General features: G+C 36.3%; 18 protein-coding genes and 1 tRNA gene. 7 read left to right on the top strand and 12 right to left on the bottom strand.

The window, feature by feature from the left end; all coding sequences use genetic code 11:
- Positions 1-9: 9 nt before the first annotated feature.
- Positions 10-83 (bottom strand) — tRNA-Asn (locus IEW94_RS13855).
- Positions 84-159: 76 nt separating this feature from the next.
- Entirely contained in the window at positions 160-1506 is a 1347-nt protein-coding gene (gene rseP, locus IEW94_RS13850) for an RIP metalloprotease RseP (protein WP_188654095.1), read from the bottom strand.
- 169 nt (positions 1507-1675) lie between these two features.
- Between rseP and IEW94_RS13845 the strand changes: the two genes are divergently transcribed.
- The 4 genes from IEW94_RS13845 to IEW94_RS13830 all read left to right on the top strand — a co-directional run bounded on the left by IEW94_RS13845 (position 1676) and on the right by IEW94_RS13830 (position 4928).
- Positions 1676-2350: an SCO family protein gene (locus tag IEW94_RS13845; protein WP_188654093.1), complete on the top strand. Its 675-nt coding sequence runs from the start codon at positions 1676-1678 to the stop codon at positions 2348-2350.
- 72 nt (positions 2351-2422) lie between these two features.
- Entirely contained in the window at positions 2423-2659 is a 237-nt protein-coding gene (locus IEW94_RS13840; protein ID WP_188654091.1) for a FeoA family protein, read from the top strand.
- On the top strand, positions 2652-4751 hold the full coding sequence (gene feoB, locus IEW94_RS13835) for a ferrous iron transport protein B (RefSeq protein ID WP_188654089.1): 2100 nt from the start codon (positions 2652-2654) through the stop codon (positions 4749-4751). The genes IEW94_RS13840 and feoB overlap by 8 nt, the downstream gene beginning before the upstream one ends.
- Before the next feature lie 39 nt (positions 4752-4790).
- Positions 4791-4928: a FeoB-associated Cys-rich membrane protein gene (locus IEW94_RS13830; RefSeq protein ID WP_188654087.1), complete on the top strand. Its 138-nt coding sequence runs from the start codon at positions 4791-4793 to the stop codon at positions 4926-4928.
- Between the two features lies 1 nt (position 4929).
- Here IEW94_RS13830 and IEW94_RS13825 read toward each other — a convergent pair whose 3' ends face one another.
- Together IEW94_RS13825 and IEW94_RS13820 are read right to left on the bottom strand one after the other, a co-directional pair.
- Positions 4930-6810, bottom strand: coding sequence for an Nramp family divalent metal transporter (locus tag IEW94_RS13825; RefSeq protein WP_188654085.1), 1881 nt, complete (start codon positions 6808-6810; stop codon positions 4930-4932).
- 4 nt (positions 6811-6814) lie between these two features.
- Complete coding sequence (locus tag IEW94_RS13820; RefSeq protein ID WP_188654083.1) at positions 6815-7471, bottom strand: metal-dependent transcriptional regulator; 657 nt, start codon at positions 7469-7471, stop codon at positions 6815-6817.
- 131 nt (positions 7472-7602) lie between these two features.
- Here IEW94_RS13820 and IEW94_RS13815 point away from each other — a divergent pair, with 131 nt between their 5' ends.
- The gene (locus tag IEW94_RS13815) at positions 7603-7962 is read left to right on the top strand and encodes a YraN family protein (protein ID WP_188654082.1); all 360 of its coding nucleotides are present in this window, start codon (positions 7603-7605) and stop codon (positions 7960-7962) included.
- A 35-nt stretch (positions 7963-7997) separates the two neighbouring features.
- Here IEW94_RS13815 and IEW94_RS13810 read toward each other — a convergent pair whose 3' ends face one another.
- Entirely contained in the window at positions 7998-9320 is a 1323-nt protein-coding gene (locus tag IEW94_RS13810; protein WP_188654080.1) for a TlpA family protein disulfide reductase, read from the bottom strand.
- Positions 9321-9350: 30 nt separating this feature from the next.
- Positions 9351-12704, bottom strand: coding sequence for a transcription-repair coupling factor (gene mfd / locus IEW94_RS13805; protein ID WP_188654078.1), 3354 nt, complete (start codon positions 12702-12704; stop codon positions 9351-9353).
- A gap of 302 nt (positions 12705-13006) precedes the next feature.
- Between mfd and IEW94_RS13800 the strand changes: the two genes are divergently transcribed.
- The gene (locus IEW94_RS13800) at positions 13007-13438 is read left to right on the top strand and encodes a tellurite resistance TerB family protein (RefSeq protein ID WP_188654076.1); all 432 of its coding nucleotides are present in this window, start codon (positions 13007-13009) and stop codon (positions 13436-13438) included.
- 60 nt (positions 13439-13498) lie between these two features.
- On the opposite strand, the gene IEW94_RS13795 is transcribed toward IEW94_RS13800, so the two are convergent.
- From IEW94_RS13795 to metG, 5 genes are all read right to left on the bottom strand, one after another.
- Positions 13499-15625 (bottom strand): Tex family protein, encoded by a 2127-nt coding sequence (locus IEW94_RS13795; protein WP_188654074.1) that lies wholly within the window; start codon positions 15623-15625, stop codon positions 13499-13501.
- Positions 15626-15700: 75 nt separating this feature from the next.
- Positions 15701-16405, bottom strand: coding sequence for a YiaD family glycine zipper/OmpA-like lipoprotein (locus tag IEW94_RS13790; protein ID WP_188654072.1), 705 nt, complete (start codon positions 16403-16405; stop codon positions 15701-15703).
- 5 nt (positions 16406-16410) lie between these two features.
- A complete protein-coding gene (locus IEW94_RS13785) occupies positions 16411-16884 on the bottom strand; it encodes a lipocalin family protein (RefSeq protein WP_188654070.1) in 474 nt (157 codons plus the stop codon).
- A gap of 193 nt (positions 16885-17077) precedes the next feature.
- Positions 17078-17539, bottom strand: coding sequence for an META domain-containing protein (locus tag IEW94_RS13780; RefSeq protein WP_194446401.1), 462 nt, complete (start codon positions 17537-17539; stop codon positions 17078-17080).
- 58 nt (positions 17540-17597) lie between these two features.
- On the bottom strand, positions 17598-19676 hold the full coding sequence (gene metG / locus IEW94_RS13775; RefSeq protein WP_188654067.1) for a methionine--tRNA ligase: 2079 nt from the start codon (positions 19674-19676) through the stop codon (positions 17598-17600).
- Between the two features lie 56 nt (positions 19677-19732).
- On the opposite strand from metG, the gene IEW94_RS13770 reads away from it, so the two are divergent.
- Positions 19733-20764: a S66 peptidase family protein gene (locus tag IEW94_RS13770; protein WP_229669532.1), complete on the top strand. Its 1032-nt coding sequence runs from the start codon at positions 19733-19735 to the stop codon at positions 20762-20764.
- Here IEW94_RS13770 and IEW94_RS13765 read toward each other — a convergent pair.
- A complete protein-coding gene (locus tag IEW94_RS13765) occupies positions 20761-21501 on the bottom strand; it encodes a TerB family tellurite resistance protein (RefSeq protein WP_188654060.1) in 741 nt (246 codons plus the stop codon). The genes IEW94_RS13770 and IEW94_RS13765 overlap by 4 nt on opposite strands.
- Between the last annotated feature and the right edge of the window lie 60 nt (positions 21502-21561).

The raw sequence follows: 21561 nt of genomic DNA, 5'->3' as shown, positions 1-21561 counted from the left end.
CATTTTTTGCTCCCCCTCTTGGGCTCGAACCAAGGACCCTTTGATTAACAGTCAAATGCTCTAACCAACTGAGCTAAGGAGGAGTGTTATCTTTTCGCTTTTGCGAGCGCAAATATATATATATTTTTATTTACTGCCAATATAATATTTAAAAAACTTTTAATTGAAAATTGCTTTAAAAATATCATTACCATTGGCAAAAAGCACCAAAGCAATTAATATGATAAACCCTGCTAGTTGAGCGTATTCCATAAACTTGTCTCCTGGCTTTTTACCTGAAATCATTTCATACAGTAAAAACATGACATGGCCACCATCAAGAGCTGGTATAGGCAATAGATTTAAAACCCCTAACATAATGGATAAAAATGCCGTTATGCTCCAAAACACTTGCCAATTCCAGAAATCTGGAAAAATATCATAAATGGCCTTAAACCCGCCAACGCCTTTATAGGCACCTGTACTGGGCGTAAAGATGGCTTTAAACTGTGTAATGTATGATGATATTTTGTCTCCGGCTTTTTTTATTCCAACAGGAAACGATTCAAAAAAACCGTATTTTTTAGTTTCAAATTCATAATAACCCAATGCTTCCAAAGTTTCTGGTGTTGTTCCAGCGGCATATACCAATCCTAATTTACTATCGTCACTGATTTTTAATGGTAAAGTGGTTTCTTTTCCGTCTCTTAAAACATGAGCGGTTACTTCTTGTCCTTTATAGGTTTCCAGTGCAGATTTAACTTGATCGGCATATTTTGTTTTTGTGTCATTTAAACCAACAATAATATCGCCTTTTATTAAACCGCTACCTTTGTTTTGTGATGAATCAGGAACTTCAACAACCACAAATGGTGTTCTTAGGTCTATGAAATTCTTTTCTTTGGAATCAATTAACTGTGATAGAAAATCTTGTGGCAACATAACAGTTGATTGTTCTCCATTCCTTTCAATAGTGATTTGTTTACCAAAAAGTACTTTTTCAGAAATTTCAGAAAAGGTTTTTATAGAATCTCCATCAACAGCTAAAATTTTATCACCGGTTATTAATCCTGCTTTATTGGCAACAGTGCTTTCTATCAAGAGACCGTCTTTAATATTTTTATTGGGTAAAAACCGATCTCCATAATAATAGCTCATACCGATGTAAATCAAAATAGCCAGTAAGAAATTAACGGTTACACCACCAAGCATAATAATTAGTCGCTGCCAAGCTGGTTTAGAACGGAATTCCCAAGGCTGTGCCGGTTGTGCCATTTGCTCTGTATCCATGCTTTCGTCAATCATCCCAGAAATCTTCACATAACCTCCTAGTGGCAACCAACCAATACCGTAAACAGTTTCCCCTATTTTCTTTTTGAACAATGAAAACTTAACATCAAAAAACAAGTAAAACTTTTCTACGCGCGTCTTAAACGCTTTAGCAGGCAAAAAATGCCCAAATTCATGCAGTATAATAAGCAAGGAAAGGCTCAGTAAAAATTGGGATATTTTAATAACAAACTCCATATATCGTTTTTCAGATTTTTATAATCGCACAAAAGTAAGCTTTTAAACCAACTTTAAAAAGACAAATCTGCTATGGTGCTGCATTTAACAATAATTTAAGGCCGCCCAAAATTCTATGTGTATAAATTTCATTGTACTTTTGCCTTAGTTTAAATTTTAACTGCTCAAAATGTTATCATTTTTTAAAGATTACAAAAAATTCGCAATCGCGTTTTTAATCATTTCCATCATCATTGTTTCTATCATTTACAATAAATTAAACGTCTATCAACCACTTCCTGTTTACCAGCCATCTATGGTCAGTGCCGATTTGGTGGACAGCACCCTGCAATACCAAAAAAAGTATCATAAAATCGCCGATTTTAAACTTACAAATCAAAACGGCAAGACTGTTACTCAAGACGACTATAAAGATAAAATATACGTGGCAGATTTCTTTTTTACCACTTGTCAGTCTATTTGCCCCATCATGACCAATCACATGTCGGTGATTCAAGACAAAATCATGAATGACAATGATGTGATGCTGCTCTCTTTTTCGGTAACTCCCGAAATAGACAGCGTGGCACAGCTAAAACGTTATGCCATTGAAAAAGGCGTAAACGATAAGAAATGGAACTTGGTAACAGGTGACAAAAAACAAATTTATGAGTTAGCGAGAAAAAGTTACTTGGCTGTAAAAAGCACTGGTGATGGTGGTCCTTTTGATATGATCCATACCGAAAACTTCATGCTTATTGACAAAAAAAAACAAATCAGGGGGTTTTATGATGGCACCAATCCAGATGACATTGACCGGCTGTTGGACGACATAAAAATCCTAAAACAGGAATACAAACAATAGTTTTTTACCAACTATTTTTTTAGCCTAAATTTTTACATTACTTTTGCTTCTTTAAAATCAATCTAAATAAGAATGGAAGATACATTAGCAAATTTAAAACGAGGCGAACGCTGCGTGATTACAGATGTTTCTTCCATACATATTCCCTTAAAACTTCTTGAAATGGGATGTTTACCGGGTAACTATGTTGAGCTTGTTCAAGTTGCTCCATTTAAAGACCCAATGTACTTAAACATAAACGGTACACATTTGGCTATTAGAAAGGAGACCGCTATTCATGTTTTAATTAAAAAAATTACGCATGAGTAAACAAATCAATGTTGCTTTAATAGGAAACCCAAACACAGGAAAAACCTCTGTTTTTAATGCCTTAACGGGGTTAAACCAAAAAGTTGGAAATTACCCAGGTATAACCGTTGAAAAAAAAGAAGGTATCTGCAAGTTGCCCAGAGGCGTTAAAGCACATATTATTGATTTACCCGGAACCTATAGCCTGAATGCATCATCACTGGATGAAAATGTTGTTATAGAGCTGCTTTTAAATAAAAATGACAAAGATTTCCCCGATGTAGCTGTTGTGGTTAGCGATGTTGAGAATTTAAAACGAAATCTATTGCTTTACACCCAAATTAAAGATTTGGAAATACCAACCATTTTGGTCATTAACATGGCTGATAGAATGGCATACAAAGGAATCTCGCTTGATTTAGATTATCTTGAAGAGCATTTAAAAACGAAAATTGCCCTGGTTAGCACCAGAAAAAAACAAGGTATAGATAGGCTCAAAAATTTAATTTTCAATTATAAAGACCTTTCCATAGACCATTGTGTAGACCTTACCGAAATAGACCCCACCTATTTTGACAACTTAAAAAAAGCCTTTCCAAATCAACTGCTTTATAAACTTTGGTTGGTTATTACACAAGATGTAAACTTTGGAAAAACAGACAGAAATGAAATTGATGCCGTAGCCAATTTTAAGACCAAATCAAAAATTGATTTGAAACGCCTACAACAAAAGGAAACGATTAAGCGCTATCAATTTATAAACAATGTCTTGAAAAAAGGCCAAACCATTGATATTGCCAGTGCCAAGGATTTAAGAATGAAATTTGACAGGATCCTTACCCATAAAATTTGGGGCTACGCCATTTTCTTCATCATTTTATTGACCATTTTTCAAGCCATTTACGATTGGTCAAGCGTCCCCATGGATTTCATTGACAGCGCTTTTGCAGCCATGAGCGAATGGACCAAAACCCAATTACCACAAGGTGCATTTACAAACTTACTATCAGAAGGTATTATACCGGGTCTTGGTGGCATTGTTATTTTCATACCTCAAATTGCCTTTTTGTTTTTGTTCATTTCTGTTCTAGAAGAAAGTGGCTATATGAGCCGTGTGGTGTTTTTAATGGACAGAATTATGCGCCGATTTGGATTGAGCGGAAAAAGCATTGTTCCCCTTATTTCAGGAACAGCTTGCGCCATTCCCGCCATTATGGCCACCAGAAATATTGAAAGCTGGAAAGAGCGTTTAATTACTATTTTAGTAACACCTTTCATAACCTGTTCGGCAAGACTTCCTGTTTATCTAATAATCATCTCACTGGTCATCCCAGAAGGCCGTTTTATTGGTCTTGGCTATCAAGCCTTAACCTTAATGCTTTTATATCTTATTGGGTTTGGAACGGCGGTTATATCCGCATATATTTTAAACAAAGTATTAAAGATAAAAAGCAAAACGTTTTTTGTGGTTGAAATGCCAAATTACAAATTACCATTACCAAAAAACGTAGCCATTACCGTGTTGGAAAAAACAAAATCATTTGTGTTTGGTGCGGGAAAAATCATTTTAGCTATTTCTATCGTGTTATGGTTTTTAGCTTCCTACGGTCCTGGAGAAAATTTTAATGATGCTGAAAAAATAACCAAAAAAGAATATGCCAATCAACATTTAAGTGCTGAAGAACTACATCAAAAAATAGAGTCCCATAAACTCGAACATTCTTATATTGGGTTAACGGGTCGCGCGATTGAACCTCTTATTCGTCCGTTGGGATATGATTGGAAAATTGGAATAGCCATTGTAAGTTCCTTTGCGGCCAGAGAGGTTTTTGTTGGAACATTGGCTACAATTTATAGTGTGGGTAGTGACCAAGAAGAAACCATTAAAAACCGAATGGCTGGTGAAATCAATCCCATATTAGGCGGGCCTTTGTTTAATTTTGCCTCTGGGATATCACTTTTATTGTTTTACGCATTTGCCATGCAGTGTATGAGTACATTAGCTATTGTTAAAAAGGAAACAAATAGTTGGAAATGGCCCATTCTTCAGTTAACCATTATGAGTAGTTTTGCCTATATGGTGGCTTTGATTGCCTTCCAAATATTAAAATAACTCGATTAAGGAATCACTTTAAATTACGACAAAGTTAACATGAACACTTTAATACAAAATATTCTCGTTTTTGCAGCCATTGGTTTTGCCATTGGTTTTTTGATTAAAAAATTCTTTTTTAAAAAATCAAAATCCGAGAAAGCTTGTGGCGGCGGTGATGACTGTGGTTGTCATTGATTTACTCCCTAACAATCATTATTGGTATATTCACTTTATGCCTAACGGTATCTACTGTTGTTCCTAACAAGATGTCCTTCATCCAATTATGGCCGTGAGCGCCCATAATCAAAACATCAAAACCTCCTTCATTAACAATCTTTGAAATTTGTTTTTTAGGATTTCCAAAACCTAATTTTATAGATACATTATATCCTTTATCTTCAATTTTTTGTTTGTAATCCTTTAAGTATCCAGCGTCACTGGACGTCTCGTAATCATCAATCTGGTTACCATACACTAAAGCTCCAGCGGTTTCAACCACATGGATTAAGGTATATTGGGCTTCTTTTCCACCCAAATGCAAAGCGGTTGCTATACTTTTTCGGTCAACATTTGAAAAATCAATGGCAATGGCTATTTGTTTGTATGGTTTTGATTCCAATTGATCATTGTAAACAACTTCATCAATATGTGGTACCAATTTAGGAGATCTTAGTTTTGACCTAATAAAAGGTCTAAAAATAATATATACTAGCAATATAGAGGCGCCAATGGCAATAGGAATAACAAAAACCCAAATATATATGGGATGTTCTGAAGTTTCCAACCATCCAACAATTTCATCATAAACCAACTTGGCGTTTAACCCAACAATAATTAGAGCTATCAACCAAGACCCAATTTGCATTGGAATTTTAATAGCAAAATTGTGCATTTTTTTCTTATCGCTTACAAAATGAATGAGCGGAATAATGGCAAACCCCAATTGCAAACTCAACACCACCTGACTCAAAACCAATAACTTACCCGTAGCACCTTCACCTAGAATAACAACGGTTAAGATTGCTGGAATGATAGCGATTAAACGAGTAATAATACGCCTTACCCATGGCTGGATACGCAAATTCAAATACCCTTCCATCACAATCTGTCCAGCCAACGTTCCTGTTATGGTACTACTCTGCCCAGCAGCAATTAAAGCCAGGGCAAATAAAATAGGAGCCCATTTTGAACCCAAGAGCGGTTCCAATAATTTATGGGCATCCTGTATTTCGGCAATTTCATACATGCCATTATTAAAAAAGGTAGATGCTGCCAAAATTAAAATGGCTGCATTCACTAAAAAAGCCAAGTTTAAGGCAATGGCAGAATCCACAAAATTGTACTTCAATGCTTGCTTGATACCTTTTTGGGTTCGGTCAAACTTACGGGTCTGTACCAGTGAAGAGTGCAAATATAAATTATGGGGCATGACGGTGGCTCCAATAATTCCAATGGCAATATATAAGGCGGCACTATTGGGCAATGATGGAATCAATCCGGAAGCGATTTCTACAATATCGGGTTTGGCCAATATCATTTCCAAAAAAAATGAAATGCCAATAATGGCAATTAATGTAATAATAAAAGCCTCCATTTTTCGGATGCCTTTATTTATCAAAAACAGTAACAAAAAGGTATCCAAAACAGTTATGCTCACACCCCAAATCAACGGAATATCAAACAGCAGTTGCAATCCAATGGCCATTCCTAATACCTCAGCCAAATCACAAGCGGCGATAGCTATTTCAGCTAAAACATACAAAATAAAATTAATATAGGGTGGATAGGACTCCCGTGATGCCTGCGCCAAATCGCGTCCTCTCACAATACCCAATCTAGAACTTAAACTCTGTAACAACAAAGCCATGATATTTGACATTAATAAAACCCAAATAAGCGTATACCCAAATTGGCTTCCTCCCGCAATATCGGTGGCCCAATTTCCTGGGTCCATATAACCAACACTAATCATGTAAGCAGGTCCAAAAAACGCTAGGATTTTTTTCCAAACAGAGGTGTTTTTGTTCACTTGGATAGACTCATGAACTTCTTCTAACGATTTTCCTTCTTTTTTCATGAGATTAAGCTTTTTTAACGTAAAGATTGTTTGCTGCAATAGCAGAAATATTAATTTTTTTATCGCTTAATTTAATAACAACAGATTGGTCAAATGGCTCTTTGTCGATTACCTCAATAGGACTCCCTAAGGCCATGTTTATTTTGTCTAAATATTGTAAAAACGCTTTAGAAGAATTTTTTACACCAACACAAATACACGATGTAACCGGTTCAATCTGTGACAATAGTATCTTTTCAATTTTAGTGATGTTACCATCCTTATCAGGAATAGGGTCTCCATGAGGATCTTCTTTTGGAAACTCTAAAAATGCATCTAGCTCATTGATGAGCTTTTCAGATTTTACATGTTCCAACTGCTCTGCTACATCATGCACCTCATCCCAATTAAAATTGAGTTTATCTACCAAGAATAGTTCCCAAAGTCTGTGCTTTCTAACAACTGTTGCTGCCGCTAAACGGCCTTGTTTTGTAAGACTTACACCTTGATATCTTACATAATTGGCTAAGTTTTTTTCGGCTAATTTTTTAACCATATCGGTAACCGAAGATGCTTTGGTCTCCATTTGTTCTGCAATGGCATTGGTGCTTACCGCATTGTTGCCTTGCTTGCCCAGGTGGTAAATAGCTTTAAGATAGTTTTCTTCAGATAATGTAACCATGTTGTAAAATTATGCACAAATATATTTAAATTTACTTGTAAGTAAAAATATTTTTAGACAAGTCTAAAAATATATAAACTAATTCATTTTATGTAATTTTAACCATCCGAAGCATTAATTATGCTAATAACATGGCGCAACACAACGAACTTGGTAAAAAAGGCGAACAACTAGCAGTAGATTTTCTATTGAAACAGGGTTACAACATCATTGAACGAAACTATCGATTTGATAAAGCCGAAGTGGATATTATTGCGCAACAAAACGATGTACTTGCCATTGTTGAAGTTAAAACACGCTCAACAAACGATTTTGGAAATCCACAGGATTTTGTAAAACCCAAACAAATACAACGTTTGGTAAAAGCAGTGGATGAATATGTAACCGTAAACGGTTTAGATGTTGAAGTTAGATTTGATATTATTGCTATTGTAAAAGAAGGCAGCCATTTTAAAATAGACCACTTAGAGAATGCTTTTTATCATTTTTAATTTCTGCGCAGGCAAAAATCTCTTAAAAAAGCTGTTTATTCTTTTTCTTTAAAAAAACTTTTTAAGGCCTCCACATCATCGGGTTTATCAATAATGCGCTTGGCTTTATCAAGAATAAAGTACGTTGGCGTAGCGGTGACACCATAATCATCTCCTATTTTATTGTCCCATTTTCCTAGCCCAAGCACATGAATAAAATCTGGAAATTCCTTGATTGTTTTGGACCATGTTTTATCATCATCCTCCAACCCAACGGCTACAACTTTTAAAAAGCCTTTATCCAGAGTCTTAACAAAAGATTCCAAGATTGGGATTTCATGTAGACAATGTGAACAGGTGCTACTCCAAAATACAACCACATAGTATTCGTATCCGCTTAGATCACTTAGCTTATTTCCGTTTTCAGTTCCATCAAGACTAAAATCTGGCGCCTTGCTTTGCAACGAGGTGTTTTTATAGTGAACCAAGCCATCAACTAACTCTTGGTCTTTTAGTGTTTTAGCAATATCAATTAAATAGGTGTCCGAAATATAATTGGCCACGGTATCAAATTGGGCATCTACCATTTTTTGCCACAACTGCAACAGTAAACTTCTTTTAATGGTTAAGAGCGCATCTTTCATGGCATCACAAAACGTATCAATATTGCTTTTGTAGGCTTCTAATTTATGGTTCCCAGCAGTAACCATTCCAAATATATAATTGAACATGCGCTCAGACAAGAAACTGGAACTTTGAAGTGTGGTATTATTAAAATCAACCGAATCAAAAAAATGGGCTTTTAAATGTTCAATGTAAGTTTTAATATCTTCAAACAAATCTGGAATATACGGTTTGTTGGCTTTTATGAATTGCAACGCAATGGTTCCTTGAGCAGCAGCTTCAAAACTGGCTTGTGTATCACGTTGTGTCTTGAATATACTCATTAGCGCTGCGGTGTCTTTGCTCTGTTCTCTATAAAACTTAGCTATACTTTGACTGATCATTGACATGCTTTTGGTGTAGCCTGTCATCAGTTTATTTTCATGCGAAGCTTGATATGTTATGCCTTTTTCAGAATCAAAAGTTAAATCTATATCTTCTTTGGCATTGTAAATAACATCAAAGTTATACTCCTCTTTTGGCATGGCATACACAATTTTATACATGCCAGCAGTTGCAGTAGAATCTAATTTAAGTTCAAAACTGCCATCTTTATTAATTTCTGAATTTGTTATGTATTCTGAAGATGTTGGCTGTATTCTATACAGTAAAGCATATTTATAATCATCTGCATTGGTAAATTTCCCTTTAATAACATGTTGGGAAAAAAGAAGGCTTGGCAATAAAATAGAAGAAAAAAAGAATTGTTTTAACATACCATAAATTTATTTGTTTTTGGACAATAATCAAGCCACAATAGGTTGTAATTTTGTTAAAGCTTGCTTAACGGATTTGACCGATTCAAAAGTAAGCAGCAACCGCAAGCCATTTCGGGTTTGGGTTTCTTTCATTTTACAATTGTTTGGATGTGTTTGCACAAACTGTAAGACTTTGGTGAAGGCCTTACTTTGATAAAAGCTACTTTGCTGGTCGTTGATAAAATAACCCACTAGTTTACCATGTTTCATAACTATTTTCTCAAAACCAATCTTACTGGCAATCCATTTTATTCTAACACTGTTCAATAAATCCAAAACCTGTACTGGCAACTCCCCAAAACGATCAACAAGCTGTGATTCAAATGCCTTAAGTTCATCTTCATTTTTTATGGTGTTGAGTTGCGTGTAAAGATTCAAGCGTTCTGAAATGTTATTGACATAATCATCTGGGAACAACAATTCAAAATCTGAATCTATGGTAATGTCCTTGACGTATTCTTTTTCAACTGAATCATCTTGATACAAATCCTTAAACTCATTTTCCTTCAGCTCTTCAATGGCTTCATTCAATATTTTTTGATAGGTATCAAACCCGATTTCGTTGATAAAGCCACTCTGTTCTCCACCCAACAAATCGCCTGCTCCTCTAATTTCCAAATCTTTCATAGCGATGTTAAAGCCACTGCCAAGCTCTGTGAATTGTTCTAAAGCGGTAATACGTTTTCGGGCATCATCGGTCATGGCTGAATATTCGGGTGTAATAAAATAACAGAAGGCCTTTTTGTTGCTCCTACCCACACGACCTCGCATTTGGTGCAAATCACTCAATCCAAAGTTATTGGCATTGTTAATAAAAATGGTATTGGCATTGGGCACATCCAATCCGCTTTCCACAATCGTAGTACTGACCAATACATCAAATTCACCATTCATAAACCGAAGCATTAATTGTTCCAGTTTTTTACCATCTAATTGACCATGACCTATCCCTATTTTGGCATCAGGCACCAACCGTTGAATCATGCCCGCTACTTCTTTGATGTTTTCTATTCGGTTATGGATAAAGAAAATCTGGCCACCACGTTCTATTTCATAACTAACGGCATCCCGAATGGTTTCCTCATTAAACCGAATAACATGGCTTTCAATGGGATATCTGTTGGGCGGCGGCGTAGTGATAACCGACAAATCCCTGGCGGCCATTAAACTAAACTGAAGCGTTCTTGGTATGGGTGTGGCCGTCAACGTAAGCACATCAACATTTTCCTTTAATGTCTTTAGTTTTTCTTTGACTGCAACACCAAATTTCTGTTCCTCATCAACAATAAGCAACCCTAAATCTTTAAACTTAACATTTTTATTAACCAATTGATGGGTTCCAATAATGATGTCAACGCTACCTTTTTCAAGGTTTTCTAGTGTTTCCCGTTTTTCTTTGGCGGTTCTAAAACGGTTTAAATAATCAACGGTAACCGGGAAATCCTTTAATCGCTCTGAAAATGTTCTGGAATGCTGATATGCCAAAATGGTAGTTGGCACCAAAACAGCCACTTGCTTGCCGTTATCAACTGCTTTAAAGGCCGCACGAATGGCAACCTCGGTTTTACCGAACCCTACATCACCACAAACCAATCTATCCATAGGGCGCTCACTTTCCATATCTGCTTTAATATCAGCTGTTGCGGTACTTTGGTCAGGTGTGTCTTCATATAAAAAAGAAGATTCCAGCTCCAGTTGCATATAGCTGTCTGGATTGTATTGAAAGCCTTTTTCAGTTTTTCGTTTGGCGTAGAGTTTTATTAAATTGAACGCAATTTCCTTAACCCTAGATTTGGTTTTTTGCTTAAGCGTTTTCCAAGCAGTGCTGCCCAGTTTATAGATTTTTGGCGGCTTACCATCCTTGCCATTATACTTAGTGATTTTGTGCAAGGAGTGGATACTCAAATATAAGATGTCGCGCTCACCATAAACCAATTTTATGGCTTCTTGCTTTTTGCCTTCAACATCAATTTTCTGTAAACCACCAAATCGTCCAATACCATGGTCTATATGGGTTACATAATCGCCTATTTCCAGATTTGTGAGTTCTTTTAAGGTAATGGCCTGCTTTTTGGCGTACCCGTTTTTGACATGAAATTTATGGTAGCGTTCAAAAATTTGATGGTCAGTATAGCAAACCACTTTATTATCATGATCAACAAATCCTTGATGTAGTGACAGCACAATGGTTTTATAAGGTTTTACCTCTAAATGCGAATCATCAAAAATGTCTTGGAAACGCTTGGCCTGTTGCTCACTTACACAGGCTATATAATTGCTAAACCCATTATCATAATTGGCATTCAGGTTTTCAATCAGTAAATTGAATTGTTTATTGAAAGATGGTTGTGGCGACGTGTTGAAGGAAATACTCTGTGATGTATCAACTGCGCTTGACAAAACCGAAGAATTTCCAAACTCAACCAAATTGAAATCCAAAAGTTGTTTTTTTAATAACACAGCATTGCAAAATAGCTCATTCGGTTCGGCGTGCTTGATATCCTTAGATAATGTTTTAAAAGCCTCTTCCGCCTTGGCATAAAAGTCATCAATTCTTGAAAAAAATAAGTCCGCATTTTTAAAGCATACTACCGTATTTTGTTTGATGTACTTTAAAAAACTTTCGCGTTGCTCATCCAAAAATTTATTTTCAACATTGGGGATGATGCTGATTTTCTTTATCTGTTCTAATGATAGTTGGGTCTCTACATCAAAGGTCCTGATGCTATCCACTTCATCTCCAAAAAATTCTATTCTATAGGGTTCGTCGTGCGAAAATGAAAACACATCAACAATCCCACCGCGTAATGAAAACTCGCCGGGTTCTGTTACAAAGTCCACCCGTTTAAATTGGTATTCAAAAAGAATTTCGTTTACAAAATCAATGGAAACCTTATCAGACACCGCTATTTTCAGGGTATTTCGTTCCAGCTCTTTTCTGGTCACTACTTTTTCAAAAAGCGCATCAGGATACGTGACAATGATGGCTGGCTTTTTTCGTGAGTTGATCCTGTTTAAAACCTCAGCTCGTAAAAGCACATTAGCGTTATCGGTTTCTTCTATCTGGTAAGGTCTTCGGTAGCTGCCTGGATAAAAAAACACGTCTTTGTCACCGCATAATTGCTCCAAATCATTGAGGTAAAACGCCGCTTCTTCTTTATCGTTAAAAATCAGCAAAAAAGGTTTTTCGGCTTGCTCAAAAACACTTGATATTACAAAGGAAAGCGATGACCCAACCAAGCCTTTTAAGTGGGTTCTGCTTTGGGTTTTGGCAATAGCAGTTTGAAGATTTTGCGTTTGCAAAACCTTAGCATATGTTTGTAACAGACCCGTTTTACTCAACTAATGACGTTTATTGTGATTAGTATGTATTGCTTTTTGGTGCATTGATGGCGCAAATATAGGTTAAGAATTGCTAAAAATGAATTTAGATTTATTATTTTTATTTAGGTATTTGTTTTAACACAATGCCCTGTTTGTTTGGATTTTATTGAAAAGCACATCTCGAGGTTTAGTAATCTTTAATGATGTATTTGCGTTTAACATTAAATATTAAAGAGCGTCAATTTTATCGTTTTTTCATATTATTTTTTATACCAAAAAACGAAAAAAATATGTAGGTTTGCAGCACTAAAAAAAAACATATGTCAATTTCAGATTTATTTGATAGTGGTTTTAAAAAACGTAATGAAGACCATTTTGCTGCCATTGTAAGAGTTGCCATGGATGATGGTATTATTTCTACTGAAGAAAAAGCGTTTTTAGATAGATTGGCCCATAACTTGGATATTAGTGAATCTGATTATGCACAGATTTTAAAAGATTATAAATCGCACCCTATAAATCCTCCCCATTCTTATGACCAACGTTTAGAGCGTTTGTACGATTTGGCCAGAATGGTTTATGTTGACCATATTAAAGGGGACCATGAAGAAATTTTGCTTAGAAAAATTGGTGTAGGTTTAGGGTTTCACCCAGAAAACGTAAAATATATTGTTGACAAAGCGCTAACCTTGGTAAGTAATGGTGTTGATTTAGACACGTTTACTTACGAAATAAAACACATGAATCAATAAACTGTGTTAATAATATTGGTGTTTAAAATAAGAAGGGCGAACCAAAACGGTTCGCCCTTCTTATTTATGCAGTTTTAACTGAATCCGTTTTCGCGGAATGTCTACATCCAACACTTTTACAATAATCTGTTGATGTAAACTGACGTGTTCATTAACATCACTTACAAAAGCGTCTGCTAAATTGGATACATGAATCAGACCGCTTTCTTTGATTCCTATGTCTACAAAACATCCAAAATTGGTAATGTTGTTGACAATTCCTGGCAGCAATTGCCCTTCTCGCAAGTCCTGAATGGTTTTTATATTCTGATTAAAGGTAAACACTTTGGCTTGCTCTCTAATATCCAAACAAGGTTTTTCAAGTTCCTTAATGATGTCTTTTAGTGTAGGAAGGCCAACATATTGTGTAACATATTTATTTAAATCAATGGCATTTAGGCATTCTGTCTTTCCTATTAAATCTTGAACATTTTTGCCTAAATCCTTGGCCATTTTTTCAACAATGCCATAACTTTCAGGGTGCACGGCTGAATTATCCAACGGATTTTTAGCATCTTTAATTCTTAAGAAAGCTGCGCCCTGCTCAAAAGCTTTGTCACCTAAACGTGGTACTTTTTTAATGTCTTCTCTAGAGGAAAACGCCCCGTGTTTATTTCTATACTCAAAAATATTCTCGGCTAGTTTTGGACCAATTCCGGACACATAGCTTAATAACGGTTTACTGGCTGTGTTGATGTTTACGCCAACGGCATTCACACAGTTTTCAACTACCATATCCAGTGATTTTTGAAGTTTGGTTTGATCTACATCATGTTGGTATTGCCCAACACCTATGGACTTGGCGTCTATTTTAACCAGTTCGGCCAACGGGTCTTGCAACCGTCTGCCAATAGAGACGGATCCTCTTACGGTTACGTCATAGTTAGGAAACTCTTCTCTGGCAATTTTAGAAGCTGAATAAATACTGGCTCCGGCTTCGCTCACCACAAACACCTGAATATCATTTTTAAAACGGATTTTCCTAATTAGAGATTCGGTTTCCCTTGAGGCCGTCCCATTTCCAATGGCAATAGCTTCAATTTTATAGGCATCAGCCAATGAACTGATTTTTTTCATGGCACCAACGCTATCGTTTTTTGGCGGATGCGGATAAATAGTTTCGTTGTATTTTAATTGCCCTTGTGCATCCAGACAAACCACTTTACAACCGGTTCTAAACCCGGGGTCAATGGCCAGAACTCGCTTTTCACCAATAGGCGAGCCTAACAACAATTGTTTTAGGTTTTTTGCGAATACAGCAATGGCAGAATCATCTGCTTGTTCTTTGGCGTTTTGAAGCGCTTCATTTGATAACGACGGAAATATTAAGCGTTTATACGCATCGTGAATGGCCAACTGAATTTGTTCAGCACAAGCATTGTTTGAACGAATGATTCTATCCTCAATTTTCATTAAAGCTTTTTCATCATCAATTTCGATTTTAGCTTTGATGAATCCTTCGTTTTCAGCTCTTAAAATAGCTAATAATCTATGGGAAGGAATCCGGCTTAAGGATTCAGACCAGTCAAAATAATCCTTGAACTTTTGAGCAGCTTCATCGTCTGCTTTTGTTTTGATCACTTTTGTGGAGATCATGGCAAAACGTTCAAGTTGAAATCTTATATTGTTTCTAACATCAGTGCGCTCATTAATCCATTCTGCAATAATATGTCTTGCTCCTTCCAACGCCTCTTCTACAGATTTTATATCTTCTTTTAAATAGTTATAGGCTACCGATTCAATATCACTGGCATTTTGTGCCATAATGATTTTAGCCAGAGGTTCCAATCCGTTTTTTCTAGCGGTTTCCGCCTTGGTTTTTCGACTTTTTTTAAATGGTAAATATAAATCCTCAAGCGTTGTAATATCTTGAGCTGATTCAATTTTTTGTTTTAATTCAGGTGTTAAAACAGCTTGTTCTTCCAATGCTTTTAAGATTGTTATCTTGCGTTTTTCCAACGCTTCAAACTGCTCTTTAAACTTTACAATATCCCCTATTTGAACCTCATCGAGATTGCCTGTGCGCTCTTTTCTGTAACGTGAAATAAAGGGAACGGTACAAGATTCGTTTAATAATTCAATCGTGTTCTTTATGGAAGCTTCTGGAAGTTGGGTATGGTGATGAATGTAATGTAATAATTGGCTCATGAAGTAAGTTTAAATAAAAATCTCGTCTTCAAAGTAACATTGAAAACGAGATTTAAACAAATACAATTTGTGTTTTTAATTTCCTGCTTGCTGTTTAGCTTCCCGAATCATTTTTTCGTTTGGCAAAATAGCAATGTTAACCCGTCTATTTTTCGCACGTCCCTCAGCAGTCGAATTGTCATACATAGGTTGCGTTTCGCCAAACCAATTTGTAGTAAGCCTGCCACTTGAAATGCCTTTTTGGGATAAATAATTGGTCACAGCGTATGCCCTGTTTTTAGACAATGTCATGTTATATTCTTCTGACCCTTGGCTATCTGTATGCCCAACGACCAAAATATTGGTATCTGGGTATTCTTTAAAAACACCAATTAGTTTATTTAACGTTGCTTGGGAAGCAGTATTGATATTGTATTTATTGGTGTCAAAATAAACACCACTGGTTTCATCAAAAGTTACCACAATGCCATCATCAACACGTTCAACTTGAGCACCTGGAATTTCTTCTTCAATTTTTTGGGCTTGTTTATCCATTTTGTTCCCGATAAGAACACCGGCAGTTCCGCCTACAACGCCACCAATAACAGCTCCTAATTCGCCATTACCTCCTTTACCTACATTATTGCCAATGATAGCTCCCAAAATAGCACCACCAGTGGCACCAATAACGCCTCCTTTTTGCTTGTTGTTTGCATTTTGGATTGCCTTACAATTTGTTAAACTTACCGTTATTGCAAGTGCTAAAAGGGTTATTCCTATTTTATTTATAAGTGTTTTCATGTGTTTTATTGTTTAGTAAAATTCATATTGATAATAAAAGAATTTCCAGCTACACTAACTGATTGTTGCCATTGCATGGAAGTCTCTGATAATGCGGTGAGTTTTAATCTAAACCCATAATTGGTGTCCGATTTATACTTTTCATTAGTTGGTTTAAGCAGGAAATCGTAAAGTCCAGTTTGTGGGTCAATTTCTTGAATGGTAAACACAAAATAACGTGGTCCTGTTTCACAGCCCACATTATTGATCGTGTAGGTTCCTGTATTATTGTTAGGAACAAAATGCCACGTACTATTTTCAAAACACTCTTTTGATGCATCTTGTAGCAACGTAACATTGTATGTACCGCCTTGATTGTAATTGATTGAAGTTAAAGTCCAGTCACCTTTAATGACTCTTTTGGATTCTCTTACCGTTTTAGATGTTCCGCAAGATAATAGCATTGAAAAAACGAAAAGAGATAAGATAATTTTTTTCATGTTAATATTTTTTATGTTAACAAAACTAAGCGAATAACATGTATTCTACTTACAAGATTCAAATCTTATGTTATAGAATACCAATATTTATTTTTTTGATTATCGCTGTATAATGATATACGGAAAATATGATATTTAAGATTTTTGATGATTTAAATTATACAATTATCTCATTAATTTATATCGCTTCAATTTAAAATTCTGAAGCGACAAAAACGGCCATTGGTGCCATTCTGGCCTTACTAAGTGTCATAGATTTGCCGTTAATGGAATAGTTATCTACTTTTTTTAAAATTTCCATAAACTCATTCTCAACTATCATATCTGGGCATGCCATTAAAGTTGCTGCTATTTTAGAAAGCTTAATTTGATTGCCAGTATTTAATTCGTATAATCCATTAAAATTATTACAACTTGTATTTCCATAGACTTTGTTCTCTTCAGATGAGAAAAGGATATATGCATTTTTATCGCTTACATCTTTCCCCATAAGTTTTACAAGTTTCCATTTTGTGTCTTTAATAGAACTGTTTACAATTTCAGCTTCTGATTTTGTGATTTCTTTTCCGTCAACTGAAGAAGTTTGGCTTTTCAAACATTTGCAACTAGTAAAAAATACAAGTACTACAAACAAGCTAAGTATAAATAGTTTCATAATATCTTTTGAATTATTTAATAGAGACAACCACAAAAAACAGACCGTTTTTTAAACGTTAACTAATCTTCAAACCGTTGGCTACAGACGTATCATCAGGATTAACAAATACCAATTTGCCTTCTTCATTTTCGGTCATTAAAATCATGCCCTGGCTTTCTACCCCGCGAAGAGCCCTTGGTGCTAAATTAACCAACACCGTTACTTTTTTCCCAACCACCTCTTCAGCCGTAAAACTCTCCGCAATACCTGATACAATGGTGCGTACATCTATACCTGTATCAACTTTCAAGACCAATAGTTTTTTGGCTTTGGGCATTTTTTCGGCCTCCAGTATCGTTCCAACTCGAATATCCAATTTGGAAAAATCATCAAATGTTATGGTGTCTTTTTGTGGATCAACCGTTTTATTGGCGGCTTCGTTTGCTTTTTTACTGGCAACCAATTTGTCTATTTGCTCTTGAATGGCCTCATCTTCAATTTTTGAAAACAGTAACTCCGCTTGGCCAATTTGATGGCCTGAAGGCATTAAAACGCTTTTTGTTGCAATGTCATTCCAAGATTTCTCGATACGATTCTCCGTTGTCGAATCACTCGAACTGACTTTTAATATATGTTTCAGTTTTCCTGAGGTAAACGGTAAAAACGGTTCACTTAACGTCGCTAAAGCCGATGCAATTTGCAGGGCAATATACATTATGGTTTGAACGCGGGCTTCATCAACCTTAATAACTTTCCAAGGTTCTTCATCGGCTAAATACTTATTGCCCAATCGAGCTAAATTCATCAATTCCTGTTGGGCTTCCCTAAACCGATAGCGTTCTATGGAACTTGAAATCACATTTGGATAGGTTTTAACTGCCGCTAACGTTTCTTCATCTATTTTGGAAAAATCATGGGGTGTTGGAACAATGCTGTTGTAATATTTATTGGTCAACACCACCACACGGTTAATAAAATTTCCAAAAATAGCTACCAACTCATTATTGTTTCGTGCTTGAAAATCCTTCCAGGTAAAATCGTTGTCCTTGGCTTCTGGCGCATTGGCCGTTAAGGCATAACGCAAGACATCTTGCTGATTAGGGAAATCAATCAAATACTCTGGTAACCAAACCGCCCAGTTTTTGGACGTGGATAGTTTATTGCCTTCTAAATTTAAAAACTCATTGGCCGGCACATTATCCGGTAAAATATAAGAACCTTCTGCTTGTAACATGGCTGGAAAAATAATACAGTGGAACACAATATTATCCTTTCCAATAAAGTGAATCAACTTGGTGTCTTTATCTTTCCAATAGGGTTCCCAGTCTTTACCAACGCGCTTGGCCCATTCTTTGGTGGACGATATATAGCCAATTGGTGCATCAAACCATACATACAACACTTTGCCTTCTGCTCCTTCAACGGGAACCGGAATTCCCCAATCTAAATCGCGGGTCACTGCTCGTGGACGCAATCCATCATCTATCCATGATTTTACTTGTCCGTACACATTGGGTTTCCAATCACTTTTATGGCCTTCTAAAATCCAACTTCTTAAAAACGCTTCATGTTTATCCAATGGCAAAAACCAATGCTTGGTTTGTTTTAAGGTAGGCACATTCCCGGTGATAGCCGACTTTGGGTTTATTAAATCCGTGGCGTTTAAACTGGTTCCGCAATTTTCACATTGATCGCCATAGGCTTCCTCATTGCCACATTTTGGGCACGTTCCTGTCACAAATCTATCAGCTAAAAACTGATTGGCTTTTTCATCGTACAGCTGCTCATTGGTCTCTTCAATAAATTCGCCTTTATCATGTAAGGTTTTGAAAAATTCTGAAGCTGTTTCGTGATGTATTTTAGCCGAAGTCCGTGAATAATTATCAAACGAAATACCAAATTCTTCAAATGATTGCTTGATAATGGCATGGTATTTATCAACAATATCCTGTGGAGACACACCTTCGTTTTTTGCTTTAATGGTAATGGGAACGCCGTGTTCGTCACTTCCGCAAATAAAAGCGACGTCATTCCCTTTCAACCTTAAATAACGGGCATAAATATCAGCAGGCACATATACGCCTGCTAAATGGCCAATATGAATAGGTCCGTTTGTATAGGGCAGCGCCGCTGTAATGGTATATCTATTTGACATTGTTAACTGTTTTGAAGGCACAAAAGTACGCAATTTGAGAGGGATTTAGAAAAAAAATGTACATTTACATTATGCCAAGAAAAACACTGATTTTAAGCTTATGTTGTGTTGTTTTTTTCTTTGGAACAACCAAACTTTCAGCACAAGATAACGCGTCACATAAAACAAATACATTGATTCAACCACCCTATTTAAAAGCAGGAGATACCATTGCCATAGTTGCCCCTTCAGGAATTTTAAAAAACAGAACCCATGAAATTCAACTAGCAAAAGACCTATTAAAAAGTTGGGGGCTGCATGCCGTTGTTGGCAAGCACGTATTTAGCCAAAACAATCATTTTGCTGGAACAGACGACGAGCGCTGTGAGGATTTTCAAAATGCCATGGACAATCCAACCATTAGTGCTATTTGGTGCGCACGCGGTGGCTACGGTGCCGTGCGGATTTTGGATAAACTCGATTTTTCAAAATTTAAACAACACCCTAAATGGCTGATTGGCTACAGCGATATTACGGCCTTGCACAATCTGTTTCACAACAAAGGCTTTGAGACCATACACGGAATGATGTGTACCAGTTTGCAAGATGATCCTGAAACCATAAAAGAGACCATTTCAACCTTTAAAGATGCTCTTTTTGGAACACCTTTACGTTATGTTTTAAAAGGCTCTACTTATAATAAACCTGGATCTGTTTCTGGCGAATTGGTGGGTGGCAATTTAAGTATTCTGTACAGTATGCTAGGCTCAAAAACCAGTATAGACACCTCTGGTAAGATTTTGTTCATTGAGGAAATTGGTGAGTATAAATACCATATTGACCGCATGATGCAGAGCCTAAAACGAGCAGGTTATTTTGACCATTGCAAAGGTGTTTTGGTTGGCGATATGACCAAGTTACGCAAAAACACGACCCATTGGGGCAGTTCTGTTGAGCAATTGATTTTAGATGCACTTTCTGAATACAATTTCCCCATAGCGTTTAATATGCCTGCAGGACATGATAAAGATAATCGGGCCATGATTTTAGGGAGAACAGTTGAAATGACTGTTAGTAAAGAACAGTCAGAAATTGTATTTAAAAACTAAAACCCACGTTCTTTCTGCAAGCGTTCATAAGCGGCCTGTACTTGTCTAAATTTCTCTTCAGCTCCTTGTTGGTGTTCCTTCCCTAAGTGAATTACTTTATCAGGATGATATTTCTTGGCCATGATTCTGTAAGCCTTTTTAATCTCATCATTGGTAGCGGTTTTATCCAGTTCCAAAATTTTATAGGCATTATCGCTACTATCAAAAAACATGGCTTTAATACTTTCAAAATCACCCAATCCAATTCCTAAATATCCTGAAATGGTATGGATTTGACTTACCTCATCTTCTGTCACCAAACCATCGGCTTTGGCAATTCCGAATAAAAAGTGAATGAGTTGCAACCGTGACGGATGGTCCATCATTTGCCGAATTTGTAAACATACCTGACGGGTTGAAATATTTTTTTGCTTATTGATTTCCTTAAACAACCTAAAGGCATTGTTTGCTCGTTCTTTACCGTACATACCAACAAATTGTTGGCGTACAAAATCCAGTTCGCGTTGGTCCTGTTTGCCATCAGCTTTGATCACGATGGAAGCCAAAATAAGTAAGCTCACCTCAAAGTCGCCTGGCCTGGTTTGTACTTGCTGTCTTGCTTGTTGTGTACTATATGTGACTGCATTTCCATTTGACATGGCATCCACCACACTTCCTAGTGCCAACCCAATAATGGCGCCTATTGGCCCTCCAAAAGACCATCCTAATCCAGCTCCAATCCATTTTGAAAAACTCATGTAAGTATAAATTTTGTTTATCGTCAAATATAATATTTGTTAGTAGAATGCCCATTGATT

The sequence above is a fragment of the Yeosuana aromativorans genome, from assembly GCF_014646655.1.
Taxonomy (GTDB): domain Bacteria; phylum Bacteroidota; class Bacteroidia; order Flavobacteriales; family Flavobacteriaceae; genus Yeosuana; species Yeosuana aromativorans.
This window is presented reverse-complemented; position numbering and strand designations above follow the sequence as displayed.

What these genes read in the sequence shown, in the direction of transcription:
- IEW94_RS13800 (WP_188654076.1), top strand. Translation starts at nt 13,007, where the DNA reads ATGTCAATTTCAGATTTATTTGATAGTGGTTTTAAAAAACGTAATGAA.
- IEW94_RS13820 (WP_188654083.1), bottom strand. Translation starts at nt 7,471, where the DNA reads ATGGTTACATTATCTGAAGAAAACTATCTTAAAGCTATTTACCACCTG.
- rseP (WP_188654095.1), bottom strand. Translation starts at nt 1,506, where the DNA reads ATGGAGTTTGTTATTAAAATATCCCAATTTTTACTGAGCCTTTCCTTG.
- IEW94_RS13825 (WP_188654085.1), bottom strand. Translation starts at nt 6,810, where the DNA reads ATGAAAAAAGAAGGAAAATCGTTAGAAGAAGTTCATGAGTCTATCCAA.
- IEW94_RS13840 (WP_188654091.1), top strand. Translation starts at nt 2,423, where the DNA reads ATGGAAGATACATTAGCAAATTTAAAACGAGGCGAACGCTGCGTGATT.
- IEW94_RS13795 (WP_188654074.1), bottom strand. Translation starts at nt 15,625, where the DNA reads ATGAGCCAATTATTACATTACATTCATCACCATACCCAACTTCCAGAA.
- IEW94_RS13815 (WP_188654082.1), top strand. Translation starts at nt 7,603, where the DNA reads ATGGCGCAACACAACGAACTTGGTAAAAAAGGCGAACAACTAGCAGTA.
- IEW94_RS13770 (WP_229669532.1), top strand. Translation starts at nt 19,733, where the DNA reads ATGTACATTTACATTATGCCAAGAAAAACACTGATTTTAAGCTTATGT.
- IEW94_RS13790 (WP_188654072.1), bottom strand. Translation starts at nt 16,405, where the DNA reads ATGAAAACACTTATAAATAAAATAGGAATAACCCTTTTAGCACTTGCA.
- IEW94_RS13780 (WP_194446401.1), bottom strand. Translation starts at nt 17,539, where the DNA reads ATGAAACTATTTATACTTAGCTTGTTTGTAGTACTTGTATTTTTTACT.
- IEW94_RS13845 (WP_188654093.1), top strand. Translation starts at nt 1,676, where the DNA reads ATGTTATCATTTTTTAAAGATTACAAAAAATTCGCAATCGCGTTTTTA.
- IEW94_RS13765 (WP_188654060.1), bottom strand. Translation starts at nt 21,501, where the DNA reads ATGAGTTTTTCAAAATGGATTGGAGCTGGATTAGGATGGTCTTTTGGA.
- metG (WP_188654067.1), bottom strand. Translation starts at nt 19,676, where the DNA reads ATGTCAAATAGATATACCATTACAGCGGCGCTGCCCTATACAAACGGA.
- feoB (WP_188654089.1), top strand. Translation starts at nt 2,652, where the DNA reads ATGAGTAAACAAATCAATGTTGCTTTAATAGGAAACCCAAACACAGGA.
- IEW94_RS13830 (WP_188654087.1), top strand. Translation starts at nt 4,791, where the DNA reads ATGAACACTTTAATACAAAATATTCTCGTTTTTGCAGCCATTGGTTTT.
- IEW94_RS13785 (WP_188654070.1), bottom strand. Translation starts at nt 16,884, where the DNA reads ATGAAAAAAATTATCTTATCTCTTTTCGTTTTTTCAATGCTATTATCT.
- IEW94_RS13810 (WP_188654080.1), bottom strand. Translation starts at nt 9,320, where the DNA reads ATGTTAAAACAATTCTTTTTTTCTTCTATTTTATTGCCAAGCCTTCTT.